The following is an 18,736-nucleotide window of genomic DNA, read 5'->3' as shown; positions in this document are numbered from 1 at the left end:
TTGTCGCGTTTATCCGTTCGAAACAAGCCGCTACGATACGCCACCTCACCGGAGGATCCACCATGACGTATCGCAGCAAAGTCGCCGTCGTTTATCTGCTCGGCTTTTTTCTTGATTTGATTAATATGTTTATCGCAAGCGTTGCCTTTCCGGCGATGGCGCAGACCTTTAACACCCCCCCTTCGGCGCTGTCTTGGGTCAGTAACGGCTACATTGTCGGTCTGACGATCGTCATTCCGTTTAGCAGCGCGCTGACGCGCCGCATGGGATCTAAGCGCATTATTCTTTTCTCGCTCTTTCTCTTTAGCATCGCCTCCGCCGCTGCGGGCTTATCCGCGTCGCTGGAAGGTGTGATCCTCTGGCGCGTGTTGCAGGGCATGGGGGGCGGGCTGCTGATCCCGGTGGGTCAGGCGCTGACATGGCAGCAGTTTAAGCCTCATGAACGCGTCAGACTCTCTTCTGCGGTGATGCTGGTTGCGCTGCTTGCTCCGGCGTGCTCGCCTGCGCTGGGGGGCGTGCTGGTGCAGGCGCTAAGCTGGCGATGGATATTTTTTGCCACGCTGCCCGTCGCCGCCGCGACCTTCGTTCTGGCCTGTCTGTGGCTCAAACATGAGATCCCTCCAGCGGCATCGCGCAGACTGTTAAACCTGCGGCTACTCACCGATCCGCTTCTGCGCTTTTCAATGCTGGTCTATCTGTGCGTGCCCGGCATATTTATCGGAATGAACGTCACGGGCATGTTTTTTCTTCAGAGCGTCGCCAGGATGACCCCATCCGCGACGGGAATGCTTATGCTGCCGTGGTCTCTGGCATCGTTTATCGCCATCACCGCCACGGGCCGCCTTTTTAACCGCATCGGCCCGGTGCCGCTTGTCGTGGCGGGTTGCCTTCTTCAGGCAATCGGTATTCTGCTCTTGCTGTACGTCAGTCCCACAACGAGCGTTCTGCTTCCCGGCGTGGCGTTTACGTTAATGGGCGCAGGAGGCAGCCTGTGCAGCAGTACGGCACAGAGCAGCGCATTTTTGACCACGCGTCAGGAAGAGTTGGCAGACGCCAGCGCCTTGTGGAATCTTAATCGTCAGCTGAGTTTTTTTGCGGGCGCGTTCCTGCTGGCGCAGGTTCTGGACGGCGTGCAGCGAGTTATGACGCCGCTCGCCGCGTGGCACGGGACGTTTATTTTTGCAGCGGCGATGACCCTGCTGCCCGTCATTTCTGTTTTTCGTCTTAACAACAGGCAGGTGCTTACGCAGCTGCAACAGGAGAAATCATGACGCATTTTGAACACGAGATTATCGATGTCCACGTTGCGCTCGAAAACTGGTTAGGCGCGGGCGAAGGCGACGTGAACGCCCTGCTCGCCCGTTTCCAGCCAGATTTTCTGATGGTTCCCCCGTCCGGAGCGCACCTGGATCACAACGCGCTGGTCAGTTTTTTGAACGCACAGCGTGCAAGCCGGCCCGGTCTGAAAATCACCATTGATGCGTTAACGACGCTGCAAAGCTGGGAAGACGGCGCCGTGCTTCACTACCGTGAAACGCAAACGCGCCCGGATCATCCCGTGAACGTTCGCTGGTCAACGGCGGTGCTTAATCAGGAAGGCGGCAATATCACCTGGCGTCTGCTGCACGAAACGGCGCAGCCGTAAGGCAAAAGAAAAAGGCCAGTCTCACGACTGGCCTTTTTTTGACGAAAGGGTGCTTACTCGCGGAACAGCGCTTCGATATTCAGCCCTTGACCCTGCAAGATTTCACGCAGGCGACGCAGACCTTCTACCTGAATCTGGCGAACACGTTCACGAGTCAGACCGATTTCACGGCCAACATCTTCCAGTGTCGCAGCTTCATACCCCAGTAAACCGAAACGACGTGCCAGCACTTCACGCTGTTTGGCGTTCAGTTCGAACAGCCATTTGACGATGCTCTGTTTCATGTCATCGTCCTGCGTGGTGTCTTCCGGGCCGTTGTCTTTTTCATCGGCCAGGATGTCCAGCAGCGCTTTTTCGGAGTCGCCACCCAGAGGGGTGTCAACGGAGGTAATGCGCTCGTTAAGACGCAGCATACGGCTGACGTCATCAACAGGTTTATCAAGCTGTTCGGCAATCTCTTCAGCGCTAGGTTCGTGGTCCAGTTTATGGGACAACTCACGCGCGGTGCGCAGATAGACGTTCAACTCTTTGACGATGTGAATCGGCAGTCGAATCGTACGGGTTTGGTTCATAATTGCCCGTTCGATGGTCTGACGAATCCACCAGGTAGCGTAAGTTGAGAAACGGAACCCGCGTTCCGGGTCAAACTTCTCAACTGCGCGGATGAGACCTAAGTTGCCCTCTTCAATCAGGTCCAGCAGAGCCAGACCACGATTGCCGTATCGACGGGCAATTTTCACGACCAGACGCAAGTTACTTTCAATCATGCGACGGCGCGAGGCAACATCACCACGCAAAGCACGACGTGCGAAATAGACTTCTTCTTCGGCCGTTAACAGTGGAGAATAACCAATCTCCCCAAGGTAAAGCTGAGTCGCGTCCAGTACACGCTGTGTGGCGCCCTGCGATAACAGCTCTTCTTCAGCTAAATCGTTATCACTGGGTTCCTCTTCTACTAAGGCTTTTTCGTCAAAAGCCTCTGCTCCGTTCTCATCAAATTCCGCGTCTTCATTTAAATCATGAACTTTCAGCGTATTCTGACTCATAAAGGTGGCTCCTACCCGTGATCCCTGAACGAGACACCCTGAAGTGGTATGTCCCGTCAAATTATCGCTGCGGTAAATATTGCAGCGGGTTTACGGATTTCCCCTTGTAACGAATTTCAAAATGCAAGCGTGTAGAACTGGTTCCGGTGCTACCCATGGTAGCTATTTTTTGCCCCGCCTTAACTTCTTGTTGTTCCCGGACCAGCATTGTGTCGTTATGGGCGTAGGCACTCAGGTAATCATCGTTATGTTTGATGATAATGAGATTACCGTAACCGCGCAGAGCGTTACCGGCATACACAACGCGTCCGTCTGCGGTCGCGATGATAGCCTGTCCCTTACTCCCTGCGATATCGATCCCTTTGTTCCCACCTTCACCAGGAGAGAAGTTCTCGATAATCTTGCCGTCAGTTGGCCAGCGCCACGCAGAAATTGCTGCGCTGGAGGTCTGACTGCTTGCAGCCGGTTGTGAAGAGCTAACCACAGGTGCCGTAACCGGTGCTGTGACAACAGTCGCAGTACCTTTATTATTCGGCAACATTTTGTTAGCACTCTGATCACCTGAATCCTCAGAATACGTAATTACCGGTTGTGAAGCAACCACCGTGGTTGATTTTTGTGCAGGTTTCACGCTGTTATTTTGCGCGGTCACGTCGGCCGCCGAAACGGTGTTGCCAGGCGTGAGCGGCGTACCCGTCGCGTTGCCCACCTGGAGCGTTTGGCCGACTTCCAGTCCGTACGGGGCCTGGACGTTATTTCGCTGGGCCAGATCGCGGAAATCGTTCCCGGTGATCCACGCGATATAGAACAAGGTATCGCCACGTTTAACCGTGTACGTGCTGCCGCCGGTATAGCTACCTTTCGGAATGTTCCCATACTTGCGGTTATATACTATGCGGCCATTTTCAGTCTGAACAGGCTGTTCAACTGCCTGAACCTGTGTTGGCTGTATAACAGGCTGCTGCACTGGCTGGATCTGCGGAGTTTGCTGCGCCGGAGCGGTGCCCATTTTCGGTGGAGGGGTAATCAGCATTCCGCCGGACGAACTTCCCGAGCCGCTGTTCCCGCCCACAGAACTGACGGGTGCTGGTGCGTTATTAGAACTTGTACAGCCTGCCAGCCAAAGCGAAACCAGTGTTGCTGCGGCAACACGGCTGATGGTGAATGTTGGGCTTCCCGCGCTCATTTATCCCCCAGGAATGTGATAACTACCAGTGACTTAAAATATCTGTGATGGCACGAACCATTTGCGCCACACCATACGCTCAATTTGGCTGATTAACCCTGGAAAATTCCGAGTCTCAGGCCAGCTCTCCTTTAACGAGAGGCACGAAGCGCACGGCTTCCACAGTATCGATGATGAACTCGCCGCCACGCCGACGAACCCGCTTTAACAGCTGGTGTTCATCGCCCACGGGCAAGACAAGAATGCCGCCTTCATCCAGCTGCGATAAAAGCGCAGTCGGGATCTCCAGCGGTGCAGCCGTCACGATGATGGCGTCGAACGGGGCGCGAGCCTGCCAACCCTGCCACCCATCACCATGACGTGTCGAAACATTATGTAAATCAAGTTGTTTCAGGCGACGTCGCGCCTGCCACTGCAACCCTTTGATCCGCTCCACGGAGCAGACATGGTGAACCAGATGGGCCAGGATGGCGGTTTGATACCCCGATCCGGTGCCAATCTCCAGCACGCGGGACTCTGGCGTTAACTCCAGCAGTTCCGTCATGCGCGCCACCATATAAGGCTGCGAAATGGTCTGGCCCTGGCCTATCGGCAAGGCCACGTTTTCCCACGCTTTGTGTTCAAACGCCTCATCTACAAATTTCTCGCGGGGAACCTGAGCAAGCGCGTTCAGCACATTCTCATCGGTAATTCCCTGAGTGCGTAATTGTTCCAGAAGAGTTTGTACACGTTTGCTTACCATTGAGTGTTCACCCCAGCGCGATCCAACCAGCCCGACACCACATCATGCGCGCTATAAGCGGTTAAATCCACGTGCAGTGGGGTGACGGAAACATAGCCTTCATCCACCGCCGCAAAGTCGGTATCCGGCCCGGCATCGTGCTTATCGCCAGGCGGGCCAATCCAATAAAGGGTATTGCCGCGCGGATCCTCCTGCGGGATAACCTTGTCCGCCGGGTGTCGGCTTCCGCAACGGGTGACGCGAATGCCTTTAATCTCATCAAGCGGCAAATCAGGAACGTTGATATTGAGGATACGGCCGGTGCGCAGCGGTTCGCGGTTGAGGGCGCGCAAGATAGAGCAGGCGACCGCCGCCGCGGTGTCGTAGTGCTGATGGCCGTTTAACGAGACCGCCAGCGCCGGGAACCCGAGATGGCGCCCCTCCATTGCGGCCGCTACCGTACCGGAGTAGATAACGTCATCGCCCAGATTTGGCCCCGCGTTGATGCCTGAGACCACGATATCCGGGCGCGGACGCATCAGCGCGTTCACACCCAAAAACACGCAGTCGGTCGGCGTGCCCATCTGGACAGCAATGTCGCCATTCTCAAAGGTAAAGGTGCGAAGCGACGACTCCAGCGTCAATGAGTTAGACGCCCCGCTGCGGTTACGATCGGGAGCCACCACCTGCACCTCGGCAAACTCGCGCAGGGCTTTCGCCAGCGTCTGAATGCCTGGGGCGTGGATCCCATCATCGTTACTCAGCAATATTCGCATAATCACCCGACGTGTTGATTAGTTCCCTGACAACACTGGTGGCAAAGCTACCTGCCGGCAGCCAGAAGCGTAACTCGACGGTTACGTCATCCCACCAGTTCCAGCTCAACTGTTGCGGGTAGAGCAGCATCGCTCGGCGTGCCGCTTCGACCTTTTCCCGCACCAGCAGTGATTGTAATTCTGTGGCATCCGCAACGGCGGCCTGCTCAGCGGCCAGCGCATCGCCCTGCGTGCCCCAGTCGCCCGTACCGGGCAGCGGCGCGGTGATCATTAGCGCCTTCGCGTCAACGCGCGCCTGGGCATCGGCCATTTCTTCCGCGCTGGCGACAAACCAGCTCCCGCGTCCCGCTAATTGTAGCGCATCGCCGACAACAACTTGATTCGCGTCCGGTTTTTTCAGCCGTTCGCTCACAATCTGATTAAACAACGCACTGCGGGCCGCCGACAACCAAAAACTGCGTTTATTGCGGTCGCGAACCGGGGCGTCGCTTTGCGCCCAGCGCAGCGCGCCCTGTAGGTTGCTGCCGCCGATGCCAAAACGCTGTGCGCCGAAGTAGTTCGGTACGCCCTGCTCGTTAATCGCAGTCAGCCGTTTTTCCACATCGTCGCGGTTCGTCACTTCGCGCAGCACCAGCGTGAAGTCGTTGCCCTTCAGCGCGCCCAGGCGCAGCTTGCGCTTGTGGCGGGCGTACTCCAGCACTTTACAGCCTTCCAGCTCAAACTTGCTTAAATCAGGCATCTGGTTGCCCGGCACGCGGGCGCAGAGCCACTGTTCGGTGACCGCGTGTTTATCTTTTTGCCCGGCAAAGCTCACTTCGCGGGCGTGGATTTTAAGGAATTTCGCCAGCGCGTCAGCGACAAATCGCGTATTGCAGCCATTTTTCAGAATTCGAACCAGAATGTGTTCGCCTTCCCCATCCGGCGCGAAGCCTAAATCTTCCACCACGACGAAATCTTCCGGGTTGGCTTTCAGCAGCCCGTGCCCCTCGGGTTTGCCGTGCAGATACGTCAGGTTATCGAAATCGGTCATTGTGCCGCCTTCACCAGAAGCGCCACGGCTTCACAGGCGATGCCCTCACCGCGACCGGTAAAGCCGAGCTTCTCGGTGGTGGTAGCTTTAACGTTAACGTCGTCCATATGGCAGCCCAGGTCTTCAGCAATAAAGACGCGCATCTGCGGGATATGCGGCAGCATCTTCGGCGCCTGCGCGATGATCGTCACATCGACGTTGCCCAGGGTGTAGCCTTTAGCCTGAATGCGGCGCCAGGCTTCACGCAGCAGCGCGCGGCTGTCTGCCCCTTTAAACGCCGGATCGGTGTCCGGGAACAGCTTGCCGATATCACCCAGCGCGGCCGCGCCGAGCAGCGCATCGGTCAGGGCATGAAGCGCCACGTCGCCATCAGAATGGGCCAGCAGCCCTTTTTCATAGGGAATACGTACGCCGCCAATGATAATTGGGCCTTCTCCGCCAAAGGCGTGTACGTCAAAACCGTGTCCAATTCGCATTATGCCTTCTCCTGATGGGTCGAACGGGTAAGATAAAATTCTGCCAGCTGTAAATCTTCGGGACGCGTCACTTTTATATTATCAGCGCGTCCTTCAATCAGCTCAGGGTGGAATCCGCAATACTCCAGCGCCGAGGCCTCATCGGTAATGGTGGCCCCCTCTTTTAGCGCGCGCGTCAGGCAGTCGTGGAGTAATTCGCGTGGGAAAAATTGCGGCGTCAGTGCGTGCCATAAATCGACGCGCTCAACGGTATGGGCGATAGCCTGTTTGCCCGGCTCGGCGCGTTTCATGGTGTCACGCACCGGCGCGGCGAGAATGCCGCCCACGCGGCTCGTTTCACTGATGGCTAGCAGCCGCGCGAGATCGTCCTGATGCAGGCACGGACGCGCCGCGTCGTGAACCAGCACCCACGACGCGTCACCGGCGGCATGAATGCCCGCCAGCACGGAGTCGGCGCGCTCGGCACCGCCATCAACAACGGTTATCTGGGGATGATTTGCCAGCTGGAGTTCGGCAAAGCGAACGTCGCCCGGGCTGATGGCGATCACGACGCGCGTCACCCGTGGATGCGCCAGCAGCGCCGCCACGGAGTGCTCAAGGATCGTTTTATCGCCGATAGAGAGGTACTGCTTTGGACATTCTGTCTGCATGCGCCGCCCGAAACCTGCGGCGGGCACCACGGCACATACGTCCGAAAAAGTCACTGCCATGTCGTAATCCTGGGCCTGATTATCGATTGTTTTGTGCTGAGCCCTGATTGCGTTTAGACGCATCCGGAACCAGACGATAAAAAGTTTCGCCCGGCTTAGTCATACTGAGTTCGTTACGTGCGCGTTCCTCAATCGCCTCTTGCCCGCCATTGAGGTCATCAATTTCAGCAAAGAGTTGATCGTTTCGCGCTTTAAGTTTGGCGTTTGTTGCCTGCTGAGCCGCGACGTCATCGCTCACCCGGCTATAGTCGTGCAGGCCGTTTTTACCGAACCACAGCGAATATTGCAGCCAGACCAGCAAAGCCAGCAACAGCAGCGTTAATTTACCCATCCTGCCCCCTGAAAAACGGCATCATCATTCCATAACGTTCCCCGGGACGCTTCGCCGGGGTTACAGAGATGCCGCAACATCGCGGGCAAATGTACCACATTTTTTCCGCAGAATCGCCCTGCACAATATCGTCACACAGTTGGTTACGGTTTGAATTATGGCTGAAGTTAGCCCATGAGCCACAAAAATAACAGACCAAACATCACGACCACCGTCACAATCGTGACGACGGCGCTGTAAAGGAGTTTGCCGTTGAGCAGGGAATGCAGCGCAATGCCGATCACCACCGCCACGGGCATTAGCGCCAGGAAGAAAGGCCAGGTGTAGAGGAAGAAGAACAGCGTGTTGCCGCCGTAGATCAAAAACGGGATGCCAAGCGCCAGCAACCAGGATACGAAGCCGACAATGGCCCCGGAAAGTGACCAGGTCGTTTCGTCATCGGTCGGCAATGTCTCCGATCCGGTGATTATGTAGTTCTCACTGTTACGCATAGCTAATCCTGTGACCATGACGCATCGCCCGGGAGTGTGCCCCGAACGATGTTGTCTCAGGATCTGATAATATCGTCCCGTCTGAGCAGGTCTAATAATTGGCTTACTAAATTTGTTACCAATTGTTGACCTTCCAGGTGGATTTCAGGGGATTCCGGCGCTTCGTAGACCGCGTCAATACCGGTGAAGTTTTTAAGCTCCCCCGCCCGCGCTTTTTTGTACAACCCTTTCGGATCGCGCGCTTCGCAGATCGCAAGCGGCGTATCGACAAACACCTCGATAAACCGATCCTCACCCACGCGCTCGCGCACCGTCTGACGCTCGGCGCGGTGCGGCGAGATAAACGCGGTCAGCACCACCAGCCCGGCGTCCGCCATCAGGCTGGCGACCTCGCCCACCCGACGGATGTTCTCTTTGCGATCGTCGTCGCTAAACCCCAGGTCGCTGCACAGGCCGTGGCGCACGTTGTCGCCATCCAGCAGGTAGGTGCTTACGCCCTGCTGATGCAACGCCTCTTCCAGCGCGCCCGCGACCGTGGATTTACCCGAGCCGGACAGCCCGGTAAACCACAGCACAACCCCACGGTGACCGTGGAGCTGTTCGCGCTGGGCGACGGTGACCGGATGAGGATGCCAGACGACGTTCTCATCATGGGCGGCCATTACTTGCCTCCCAGCAGATCGCGCGCGCCCCAGTGCGGGAAGTGCTTACGAACCAGCGCGTTCAGCTCCAGCTCAAAGTCGCTAAACTCTGACTTCACCGCCGCCTGCGCGTTAGGTTCGCGTACCATGCCTGCGCCGACGGTCACGTTGGTCAGCCGATCGATGAAGATCAGCCCGCCCGTTACCGGGTTCTGCTGGTATTCGTCCAGCACCAGCGGTTCGTCGAAGGTTAAATCCACCAGCCCGATGCCGTTAAGCGGCAGTTCGCTCACGTCGCGCTGGGTCAGGTTGTTGATGTCCACCTGGAACTGAATGCCGTCCACGCGGGCGCGGGTTTTCTTGCCCGCGATTTTGATGTCGTAGCTCTGGCCTGCGGTCAGCGGCTGTTCCGCCATCCACACCACGTCCACGGCCGCGCCCTGAACGGCGGCCAGCGTTTCACCGGCATCCACCAGCAGATCGCCACGGCTGATATCAATTTCGTCTTTCAGCACCAGCGTCACCGCTTCGCCTGCGCCCGCTTCTTGCAGGTCGCCGTCAAAGGTGACGATACGCGCAATGGCCGACTCCACGCCGGACGGCAGCACTTTCACGCGCTGCCCGACCTTCACGGAGCCTGACGCGAGCGTGCCGGAAAAGCCGCGGAAGTCGAGGTTCGGGCGGTTCACGTACTGCACCGGGAAGCGCATCGGCTGGGTGTCAACCACGCGCTGAATTTGCACGGTTTCCAGCACTTCCAGCAGCGTCGGGCCGCTGTACCACGGCATGTTGGCGCTCTGGGAAGCCACGTTGTCCCCTTCCAGCGCGGACAGCGGCACGAAGCGGATGTCCAGGTTGCCCGGCAGCTGCTCGGCAAAGGTCAGGTAGCTCTGGCGGATCTCCTCGAATTTCTCTTCGCTGAAGTTCACCAGGTCCATTTTGTTGACCGCCACCACCAGATGTTTGATCCCCAGCAGCGTGGAGATAAAGCTGTGACGGCGGGTTTGATCGAGCACGCCTTTACGGGCGTCCATCAGCAGGATCGCCAGCTCGCAGGTCGAGGCGCCGGTCGCCATGTTGCGGGTGTACTGCTCGTGCCCCGGGGTGTCGGCGATAATAAACTTGCGCTTCTCGGTCGAGAAATAGCGGTACGCCACGTCAATGGTGATGCCCTGCTCGCGCTCGGCCTGAAGGCCATCCACCAGCAGCGCCAGGTCGAGCTTTTCGCCCTGAGTGCCGTGACGTTTGCTGTCGTTGTGCAGCGAAGAGAGCTGGTCTTCGTAAATCTGGCGCGTGTCGTGCAGCAGACGACCAATCAGGGTGCTTTTCCCGTCGTCCACGCTGCCGCAGGTCAGAAAACGCAGCAGGCTTTTGTGCTGTTGCGCGTGGAGATAGGCTTCAACGCCGCCTTCATCCGCAATTTGTTGAGCAATAGTGGTATTCATGGCGGCTCCTTAGAAATAACCCTGACGTTTCTTCAGCTCCATTGAGCCTGCCTGGTCGCGGTCAATCACGCGGCCCTGTCGCTCGCTGGTGGTGGACACCAGCATCTCTTCGATGATCTCCGGCAGCGTCTGCGCGTTGGACTCCACCGCGCCGGTCAGCGGCCAGCAGCCCAGGGTACGGAAACGCACCATCTGTTTTTTGATCACTTCGCCTGGCTGCAAATCAATGCGATCGTCGTCGATCATCATCAGCATGCCGTCACGCTCCAGCACCGGGCGCTCGGCGGCCAGATACAGAGGGACGATCTCGATGTTTTCGAGGTAGATGTACTGCCAGATATCCAGCTCGGTCCAGTTGGAGAGCGGGAAGACGCGGATGCTTTCGCCCTTGTTGATCTGGCCGTTGTAGTTGTGCCACAGCTCCGGGCGCTGATTCTTCGGGTCCCAGCGGTGGAAGCGGTCGCGGAAGGAGTAGATACGCTCTTTGGCGCGGGATTTCTCTTCGTCACGGCGCGCGCCGCCGAACGCCGCGTCAAAACCGTATTTGTTCAGCGCCTGCTTCAGCCCTTCGGTTTTCATGATATCGGTGTGCTTGGCGCTGCCGTGAACGAACGGGTTAATGCCCATCGCCACCCCTTCCGGGTTTTTATGTACCAGCAGCTCACAGCCGTAGGCTTTCGCCGTGCGGTCGCGGAATTCGTACATTTCGCGGAACTTCCAGCCGGTATCAACGTGCAGCAGCGGGAACGGCAGCGTGCCCGGGTAAAACGCTTTACGCGCCAGGTGCAGCATCACGCTGGAATCTTTGCCGATGGAGTACATCATCACCGGGTTAGAAAATTCAGCAGCCACTTCGCGGATAATATGGATACTTTCCGCTTCGAGTTGCCGCAGGTGAGTCAGTCGTTTTTGGTCCATAACCGTTCCTTAAGCCAGAGTCACCACAGAAGAGCCAAACCCCTCTGCGTCTGTTGTGTGTTGAAACCAGGCGAGCGTGCTGTGCAGCTGCACCACTTCCCCCACCACGATCAGGGCGGGCATGGGGGCGTCTTTCGCCAGGGTTGCAAGTTCGTTAAGCGTGCCGACCGCGACGTGCTGATCGACGCGCGTTCCGCGTGAAATCACGGCCACCGGCGTCGCGGCGTCACGACCGTGTTGAATAAGCTGTTCGCTGATGTCCGCCGCCTTCATGGTGCCCATATAGATCGCCAGCGTCTGACGGCTCTGCGCCAGATGCGACCAGTCAAACGGCGTGCTGTCGGCCTTGTAGTGCCCGGTCACGAAGGTCACGCTCTGGGCGTACTCGCGGTGGGTCAGCGGAATGCCCGCATAGGCCGTCACCGCAGAGGCTGCCGTAATGCCCGGCACGACCTGGAACGGGATCCCCGCCTCGGCCGCCGCCTGAAGCTCTTCGCCCCCGCGACCGAAAATAAACGGGTCGCCGCCCTTGAGCCGCACCACGGTTTTGCCCGCTTTTGCAGCCGCAACCAGCATCTGGTTGGTGTCGTGCTGCGGTACGGAGTGCTCGCCCGCTCGTTTGCCGACGCAGATTTGCTCGGCGTCACGACGGATGAGCTCGCGCACGCCGTCGGTGACCAGATGATCGTAAAAGACCACATCCGCATCCTGGAGCACCTGTAGACCGCGCAATGTCAGCAGTCCGGCATCGCCCGGCCCGGCGCCCACCAGAATAATTTCACCCGTGCTGCTTCCCGGGTTATCCAGCTCGTTTTGCAGCAGCTCTTGCGCAGCGGCCTCATTCCCGGCGTGTATCAGGCTGGCAAACCGCCCCCGGAAGACGCGCTCCCAGAACCGACGGCGCTCCATCACGCTGTTGAGGCGGGTTTGCAGATGGTTGCGCCAGTAGCTGGCGGTTTCCGCCAGACGTCCGAGGCTGGTTGGCAGCAGCGCTTCGATTTTTTCTCGCAGCACGCGCGCCAGTACCGGAGCGGTGCCGCCAGAGGAGATCGCCACCAGCAGCGGCGAGCGGTCGACGATGGACGGGAAGATAAAGGAGCACAAAGGCTGGTCATCCACCACGTTCACCAGACGAAAACGGGCCTGCGCCGCCTCCGATATCCGGCGATTGAGCTCGCGGTTTTCGGTTGCCGCAATCACCAGCACCACGCTGTCGATTTGCGACTCGTCAAAATCCGCCTCTTCCACGACCCGCACCTGCGCGCCAGCACGATGCAAGAAGGCAATTTTGCGATCGGCGATTTCACCCGTACCGACAACCAGCACGGGCTTTTCTTTCAGCGCGGCAAATAAGGGCAGATAATCCACAAGCAACAACTCACTAACAACCAGGAATAGTGGGACTATAGGGGGCGGTTTAGATCGAATGAAATTACGAATTGGAATGAGTAGTTACTCAATGGAATAACGCTCTGAAAAAGCTAATATCAAAAAGTGCTTAACACGCGAATTTTCGGGCATTTAAGCGCAATTCAAATTGTGCAACGGCGATCGCAGTTTCATACTAAGCCAGTCAAAATTTTGCTCTGTTTTTAAGGACTCACTATGTTTTCCGCAACGCGCCACCGTATCGCTGCCCTGGCGCTCGGCGTTTGCTTTATCCTTCCGGCTCAGGCAAAAAATCAACCCTATGGTTCAATCGCCTCTGAGCAGGCGCGGCATATTGCGACGGTCTTTCCGGGACGAATGACCGGCACGCCCGCTGAAATGCTCTCCGCCGACTATGTCCGTCAGCAGTTCGCGGATATGGGCTACCAGAGCGATATCCGGGCCTTTCACAGCCGCTACATTTATACCTCGCGCAATAACGCGAAAAACTGGCACAACGTGACCGGCAGCACCGTGATTGCGGCGCACGAGGGTAAAGCGAATGAGCAAATCATTATTATGGCGCACCTCGACACCTTCGCGCCGTTGAGCGATACCGACACCGATAACAACCTCGGTGGTCTGACCCTTCAGGGCATCGACGATAATGCCGCCGGGCTTGGCGTGATGCTTGAGCTGGCCGAGCGGTTGAAAAATATTCCGACGAAATACGGTATTCGCTTTGTGGCGACCAGCGGTGAAGAGGAAGGAAAACTCGGCGCCGAGAATCTCCTTAAACGCATGAGCGCCGAAGAGAAGAAAAATACCCTGCTGGTGATTAATCTCGATAATTTAATCGTCGGCGATAAGCTCTATTTTAATAGCGGACAGAGCACGCCGAGCAGCGTGCGGAAATTAACCCGCGACCGGGCGCTGGCGATTGCGCGTAGCCTCGGCGTGTATGCGTCCAGCAATCCTGGCGGCAACCCGGATTACCCGAAAGGCACCGGCTGCTGTAACGACGGCGAGGTGTTTGATAAGGCGGGCATTCCGGTGCTGTATGTCGAAGCCACCAACTGGGGGCTGGGCAAGAAAGACGGTTATCAGCAGCGGGCGAAATCCAAAGCGTTTCCCGACGGGACAAGCTGGCATGACGTGCGGCTGGACAACCAGCAGCACATTGACGGCGCGCTGCCCCAGCGAATTGAGCACCGCAGCCGCGACGTGGTGAAGGTGATGCTGCCGCTGGTGAAGGAGCTGGCGAAAGCGGGTAAGGCATGATGCCCTCACCCCGACCCTCTCCCACGGGGAGAGGGAGGATAAAAGATCACCCTTCGTGCAACCCGCACTCGCGCTTGAGCCCGAAGAATCGCGTTTCTTCTTCCGCCATGCCCGGCTCCCATTTGCGCGTGGTGTGGGTATCCCCAACCGACAGATAGCCTTCGTCCCACAGCGGATGGTATTTCAGCCCGTGCTTTTGCAGGTACTGGTAAACCGTCCGGTTGTCCCAGTCGATAATCGGCAGCACCTTGAACACCCCGCGCTGGACAGCCAGCACCGGCAATGACGCCCGGCTTCCGGACTGATCCCGGCGCAACCCGGCAAACCAGGTCTGCGCCTTCAGCTCTTTCAGCGCCCGGTTCATTGGCTCGACTTTGTTGATCTCATTGTACTTCTCAATGCCCTCAACGCCCTGCTCCCACAGCTTGCCGTAACGCGCCTCCTGCCATGCCGCGCTCTGTTCCGCGCGGTAGACTTTCAGGTTGAGCTTAAGCGTGTCCGTCAGCTCATCGATAAACCGATAGGTTTCCGGAAACAGATAGCCGGTATCGGTGAGGATCACCGGAATGCCCGGACAGACCTGATTCACCAGATGCAGGCTAACCGCCGCCTGAATACCGAAACTCGACGAGAGCACATACTCACCCGGCAGGTTTTCCAGCGCCCAGGCAACGCGGCCTTCGGCGTCCCGCTTTTCAAGCTGGCCGTTGGTTTCTGCGAGTGCCAGAATGCGTTCGACTTTTGGCAGGTCGTTAAGGGCGTTCAGATCGAGTAAGGACATAGATACCTCGTTAGGCTGTTTTGCCGGGCGGCGCTGCGTTTGCCCGGCCTACAAAACCCGTAGGCCCGGTAAGCGAAGCGCCACCGGGCAATGGATAGGTTACTCCCAGAAATCCCTCGCGGGATCGAGCACCGGACGAATGATGCCCGCACGCACCGTAAAGTCGCCGAAGCCTTCACCCGCTTCGCGCTCTTTCGCCCAGCGACCGACAAGCTCGTCAATGGAATCGAGAATTTCCGGTTCCGTAATGTTCTCGCGATACATACGCGGAATACGCGTACCCATGCGGTTGCCGCCAAGATGCACGTTATAGCGACCCGGCGCTTTACCCACCAGACCCAGCTCGGCCAGCATCGCGCGGCCACAGCCGTTCGGACAGCCGGTCACGCGCATCACGATATGTTCTTCAGGGATACCGTGCTTTTCCAGAATCGCCTCGACTTTGTCGGTGAACGACGGCAGGAAACGTTCGGCTTCGGCCATCGCCAGCGGACAGGTCGGGAACGACACGCAGGCCATCGAGTTTTCACGCTGCGGCTTCACCGCATTCATCAACCCGTGGTCGCGCGCCAGCTTCTCGATCTTCGCCTTCTGGCTTTCCGGCACCCCGGCGATAATCAGGTTCTGGTTCGCGGTAATGCGAAACTCGCCTTTATGGATCTTAGCAATTTCCAGCAGGCCCGTTTTCAGCGGACGGCCCGGATAGTCAAGAATTCGTCCATTTTCGATAAACAGCGTCAGGTGCCATTTATTGTCGATGCCCTTCACCCAGCCGATGCGATCGCCGCGACCGGTGAACTCATACGGGCGGATCGGTTCGAACTTGATGCCTGCGCGACGCTCAACTTCTTCTTTGAACGTGTCCACGCCCACGCGCTCAAGGGTGTATTTGGTTTTCGCGTTTTTACGATCGGTACGGTTACCCCAGTCGCGCTGAGTGGTCACTACCGCTTCGGCCACCGCCAGCGTGTGCTCCAGCGGCAGATAGCCGAACTCGCTCGCGGTGCGGGCGTAGGTTTTCTTGTTGCCGTGCTCAATAGACAGGCCGCCGCCCACCAGCAGGTTAAAGCCCACCAGCTTGCCGTTTTCGGCAATCGCCACGAAGTTCATGTCGTTCGCGTGCAGATCGATATCGTTCTGCGGCGGGATCACCACCGTGGTTTTAAACTTACGCGGCAGGTAGGTCTGACCGAGGATCGGCTCTTCGTCGGTGGTCGCGACCTTTTCCTGATCCAGCCAAATCTCCGCATAGGCGCGGGTGCGCGGCAGCAGGTGCTCGGAAATTTTCTTCGCCCATTCGTAGGCTTCCGCGTGCAGCTGAGATTCGTACGGGTTAGAGGTACAGAGCACGTTACGGTTCATGTCGTTGGCGGTCGCCAGCGCGTCCAGCCCGACGGAGTGCAGCATCTGGTGAACCGGCTTCACGTTCTTCTTCAGAATGCCGTGGAACTGGAAGGTCTGACGGTTGGTCAGACGGATGCTGCCGTAAATGGTGTTGTCGTGGGCGAACTTATCGATCGCCTGCCACTGGGTAGTGGTGATCACCCCACCCGGCAGACGGCACCGCAGCAGCATCGCGTGACGCGGCTCCAGCTTCTGCTCGGCGCGTTCGGCGCGGATATCGCGGTCGTCCTGCTGGTACATACCGTGGAAGCGGATCAGCAGGAAGTTATCGCCGTTGAATCCGCCGGTCAGACCGTCGTTCAAATCTTCGGCTATGGTGCCGCGCAGATAGTTGCTCTCAACCTTCATGCGCTCGGCATCAGTCAGTTTGCCTTCGACCACCAGTGGGCCAGGATGTTTTTCGCTCATTAGTAGACATCTCGCTGATAACGGCGCTCTACGCGCAGCTCACTTAAAAATTCATCCGCCGATTCAGTGTCCATGCCACCAAATTCAGCAATCACTTCCAGCAGTGCCTGCTCAACGTCTTTCGCCATGCGATTGGCGTCGCCGCAGACATAAATATGGGCACCGTCATTGATCCAGCGCCACAGCTCTGCGCCCTGTTCGCGCAGTTTGTCTTGTACGTATACTTTTTCTTTCTGGTCGCGGGACCAGGCCAGATCGATGCGGGTCAGCACGCCCTCTTTGACGTAGCGCTGCCACTCAACCTGGTAGAGGAAATCTTCGGTGAAATGCGGGTTGCCGAAAAACAGCCAGTTTTTGCCCGGCGCTTCATCGGCCGCGCGCTGCTGCATAAAGGCGCGGAACGGGGCGATGCCGGTGCCGGGGCCAATCATAATGACCGGGGTTTCCGGGTTTGCCGGCAGGCGGAAGTTGTCGTTGTGCTCGATAAAGACGCGCACTTCGCCCTCTTCTTCCACGCGGTCGGCGAGGAAGCTCGACGCACCGCCCGCACGGGCACGGCCTTCGATATCAAAACGTACCACGCCCACGGTGACGTGGACTTCGCTCTCCACCTCGGCCTGCGCGGAGGCGATGGAGTAGAGGCGCGGGGTCAGCGGACGCAGCAGGCCGATCAGGGCGTCTGCATCAAGCTGTGCCGGGGCAAAACGCACCATATCGACAATCGGCGTCGTCGCGGCGTAGTGCTGGAGTTTCGCCTTATCGCCCACCAGCGGCAGCAGCGACTCGCTGCGGGTCAGGGTGGCGTAATTCTCAACGATGTTCGCGGTGTTAACGGTCAGCTCAAAATGCCATTGCAGCGCGTCGCTCAGCGACAGGGTTTTACCCTCAACGGTAACCTGCTCGTCGCCCTTCAGCCACAGCAGCTCAACCAGCTCTTTCACCAGCGCCGGGTCATTCTGATACCAAACGCCGAGCGCGTCGCCCGGCTGATAGCGCAGCCCGGAGTCGCCCAGTTCGATTTCGATATGACGGACGTCTTTTTCAGAATCACGGCCGGTGATTTTCTGGTTCACCGACAGGCTCGCGGTCAGCGGCGCCTCTTTGGTGTAAGGGCTGGAGTGGATGTCATTCACCGCACCCGCTGCGGTCACCGCCGCCTGCGCCGGGGTCTCTTTCGGCACGCGCGCTTTCAGCACGTCCACAATGCGCGCGCGCCACTCGGCGGCGGCGGCCTGGTATTCCACGTCCGCGTCAACGCGATCGAGAAGGCGTTCAGCGCCCAGCTCCGCCAGCTTGCTGTCGAAGTCTTTGCCGGACTGGCAGAAAAATTCGTAGGAGGTATCGCCAAGACCAAACACCGCAAAGGCGGTGCCGTCGAGTTTTGGCGCTTTCTTCGAGAACAGGAACTTATGCAGCGCCACCGCTTCTTCCGCTGGCTCACCTTCGCCCTGGGTTGAGGCCACAACCACCAGCAGTTTTTCTGACGCGATTTGTTTGAATTTATAATCCCCGGCGTTCACCAGGTTCACGTTCAGCTGAGCGGCAATCAGATCGTCACGCAGCGCTTCTGCAACGCGGCGGGCGTTGCCCGTCTGGGAAGCAGAGATAAGCGTGATAGCCGGAATTTCAACGGCCGTTGCCGGAGCCGCCGCCACAGCACCCTGCTGCTGGTTAAGCATTCCCCAGAAATAGCCCGATACCCAGGCAAGCTGAGTGGGAGAAAAATCAGTGGTGGCGGCCTGTAGACGCGCCAGTTGCTCCGGGTTCAGGGGAAGCAAGTTTGAAGGTGGGACCTGTGTTGTCATGCGTCGTTATGTTCCAGTAGCAAAGCGGACTTTAAGCGAATAAATCCAAACTGAAGATAAGGTTAACGGCGGGGATAATAACAATTAAAGAAGGGATGGAAATAATAAATAACCAAATGGACTAACCTGTTTTAGTTGTCGTTCTTAACGATAAAACCGATTATCCAGCCCATTGATATTTAACGATAAAAAACTCGAAAACAGGCACCCTGAGCGCATGCACAGGTAAAGGCCGTTTTAGTTAATGCTAAAAAATGTACTTTCCGGTACTAT

19 protein-coding genes are annotated in these 18,736 nt (G+C 57.8%); 3 read left to right on the top strand and 16 right to left on the bottom strand.

Annotated elements, in window-relative coordinates:
- Positions 1-62 precede the first annotated feature (62 nt).
- Positions 63-1,271 (top strand): MFS transporter, encoded by a 1,209-nt coding sequence (locus tag ACSVHP_RS08400; RefSeq protein WP_447551626.1) that lies wholly within the window; start codon positions 63-65, stop codon positions 1,269-1,271.
- Positions 1,268-1,645, top strand: a complete 378-nt coding sequence (locus ACSVHP_RS08395; RefSeq protein ID WP_447551625.1) for a DUF4440 domain-containing protein — start codon at positions 1,268-1,270, stop codon at positions 1,643-1,645. The genes ACSVHP_RS08400 and ACSVHP_RS08395 overlap by 4 nt, the downstream gene beginning before the upstream one ends.
- Before the next feature lie 53 nt (positions 1,646-1,698).
- Here ACSVHP_RS08395 and rpoS read toward each other — a convergent pair whose 3' ends face one another.
- The 13 genes from rpoS to cysG form a co-directional block, all read right to left on the bottom strand.
- Positions 1,699-2,691, bottom strand: a complete 993-nt coding sequence (rpoS, locus tag ACSVHP_RS08390; RefSeq protein WP_013098493.1) for an RNA polymerase sigma factor RpoS — start codon at positions 2,689-2,691, stop codon at positions 1,699-1,701.
- Positions 2,692-2,752: 61 nt separating this feature from the next.
- Positions 2,753-3,877, bottom strand: a complete 1,125-nt coding sequence (nlpD, locus tag ACSVHP_RS08385; RefSeq protein ID WP_234676216.1) for a murein hydrolase activator NlpD — start codon at positions 3,875-3,877, stop codon at positions 2,753-2,755.
- A 115-nt stretch (positions 3,878-3,992) separates the two neighbouring features.
- Positions 3,993-4,619: a protein-L-isoaspartate(D-aspartate) O-methyltransferase gene (locus ACSVHP_RS08380; protein ID WP_234676214.1), complete on the bottom strand. Its 627-nt coding sequence runs from the start codon at positions 4,617-4,619 to the stop codon at positions 3,993-3,995.
- Entirely contained in the window at positions 4,613-5,374 is a 762-nt protein-coding gene (gene surE, locus ACSVHP_RS08375; RefSeq protein ID WP_447551623.1) for a 5'/3'-nucleotidase SurE, read from the bottom strand. The genes ACSVHP_RS08380 and surE overlap by 7 nt, the downstream gene beginning before the upstream one ends.
- Positions 5,355-6,404: a tRNA pseudouridine(13) synthase TruD gene (gene truD / locus ACSVHP_RS08370; RefSeq protein WP_447551622.1), complete on the bottom strand. Its 1,050-nt coding sequence runs from the start codon at positions 6,402-6,404 to the stop codon at positions 5,355-5,357. The genes surE and truD overlap by 20 nt, the downstream gene beginning before the upstream one ends.
- A complete protein-coding gene (ispF, locus tag ACSVHP_RS08365) occupies positions 6,401-6,880 on the bottom strand; it encodes a 2-C-methyl-D-erythritol 2,4-cyclodiphosphate synthase (protein ID WP_447551620.1) in 480 nt (159 codons plus the stop codon). Before ispF ends, truD begins: the two co-directional genes overlap by 4 nt.
- Positions 6,880-7,590 carry a 2-C-methyl-D-erythritol 4-phosphate cytidylyltransferase gene (gene ispD, locus ACSVHP_RS08360; RefSeq protein ID WP_447551618.1) on the bottom strand — a complete coding sequence of 237 codons (711 nt, stop codon included), beginning with the start codon at positions 7,588-7,590 and terminating at the stop codon, positions 6,880-6,882. The genes ispF and ispD overlap by 1 nt, the downstream gene beginning before the upstream one ends.
- Before the next feature lie 19 nt (positions 7,591-7,609).
- Positions 7,610-7,921 carry a cell division protein FtsB gene (gene ftsB / locus ACSVHP_RS08355; RefSeq protein WP_003862095.1) on the bottom strand — a complete coding sequence of 104 codons (312 nt, stop codon included), beginning with the start codon at positions 7,919-7,921 and terminating at the stop codon, positions 7,610-7,612.
- A 167-nt stretch (positions 7,922-8,088) separates the two neighbouring features.
- The gene (locus ACSVHP_RS08350) at positions 8,089-8,412 is read right to left on the bottom strand and encodes a DUF3561 family protein (protein WP_234676203.1); all 324 of its coding nucleotides are present in this window, start codon (positions 8,410-8,412) and stop codon (positions 8,089-8,091) included.
- Between the two features lie 56 nt (positions 8,413-8,468).
- The gene (cysC, locus tag ACSVHP_RS08345) at positions 8,469-9,074 is read right to left on the bottom strand and encodes an adenylyl-sulfate kinase (protein ID WP_417314179.1); all 606 of its coding nucleotides are present in this window, start codon (positions 9,072-9,074) and stop codon (positions 8,469-8,471) included.
- On the bottom strand, positions 9,074-10,498 hold the full coding sequence (gene cysN, locus ACSVHP_RS08340; RefSeq protein WP_447551617.1) for a sulfate adenylyltransferase subunit CysN: 1,425 nt from the start codon (positions 10,496-10,498) through the stop codon (positions 9,074-9,076). Before cysN ends, cysC begins: the two co-directional genes overlap by 1 nt.
- A gap of 9 nt (positions 10,499-10,507) precedes the next feature.
- Positions 10,508-11,416, bottom strand: a complete 909-nt coding sequence (gene cysD / locus ACSVHP_RS08335) for a sulfate adenylyltransferase subunit CysD (RefSeq protein ID WP_008499613.1) — start codon at positions 11,414-11,416, stop codon at positions 10,508-10,510.
- A 9-nt stretch (positions 11,417-11,425) separates the two neighbouring features.
- Positions 11,426-12,784 carry a siroheme synthase CysG gene (gene cysG, locus ACSVHP_RS08330; RefSeq protein ID WP_447551614.1) on the bottom strand — a complete coding sequence of 453 codons (1,359 nt, stop codon included), beginning with the start codon at positions 12,782-12,784 and terminating at the stop codon, positions 11,426-11,428.
- A gap of 237 nt (positions 12,785-13,021) precedes the next feature.
- On the opposite strand from cysG, the gene ACSVHP_RS08325 reads away from it, so the two are divergent.
- Entirely contained in the window at positions 13,022-14,065 is a 1,044-nt protein-coding gene (locus ACSVHP_RS08325; protein ID WP_234676197.1) for an aminopeptidase, read from the top strand.
- Between the two features lie 46 nt (positions 14,066-14,111).
- Here the strand turns inward: ACSVHP_RS08325 and cysH are convergent, their stop codons facing one another.
- From cysH to cysJ, 3 genes are all read right to left on the bottom strand, one after another.
- A complete protein-coding gene (gene cysH, locus ACSVHP_RS08320; protein WP_234676195.1) occupies positions 14,112-14,846 on the bottom strand; it encodes a phosphoadenosine phosphosulfate reductase in 735 nt (244 codons plus the stop codon).
- Between the two features lie 99 nt (positions 14,847-14,945).
- The gene (cysI, locus tag ACSVHP_RS08315) at positions 14,946-16,658 is read right to left on the bottom strand and encodes an assimilatory sulfite reductase (NADPH) hemoprotein subunit (RefSeq protein WP_234676193.1); all 1,713 of its coding nucleotides are present in this window, start codon (positions 16,656-16,658) and stop codon (positions 14,946-14,948) included.
- Positions 16,658-18,463, bottom strand: a complete 1,806-nt coding sequence (cysJ, locus tag ACSVHP_RS08310) for an NADPH-dependent assimilatory sulfite reductase flavoprotein subunit (RefSeq protein ID WP_447551612.1) — start codon at positions 18,461-18,463, stop codon at positions 16,658-16,660. The genes cysI and cysJ overlap by 1 nt, the downstream gene beginning before the upstream one ends.
- Positions 18,464-18,736 lie beyond the last annotated feature (273 nt).

This window comes from Enterobacter sp. 186315 (assembly GCF_053290175.1).
The sequence above is the reverse complement of the archived record's forward strand: the minus strand, read 5'-3'. Positions and strand labels throughout refer to the sequence as shown.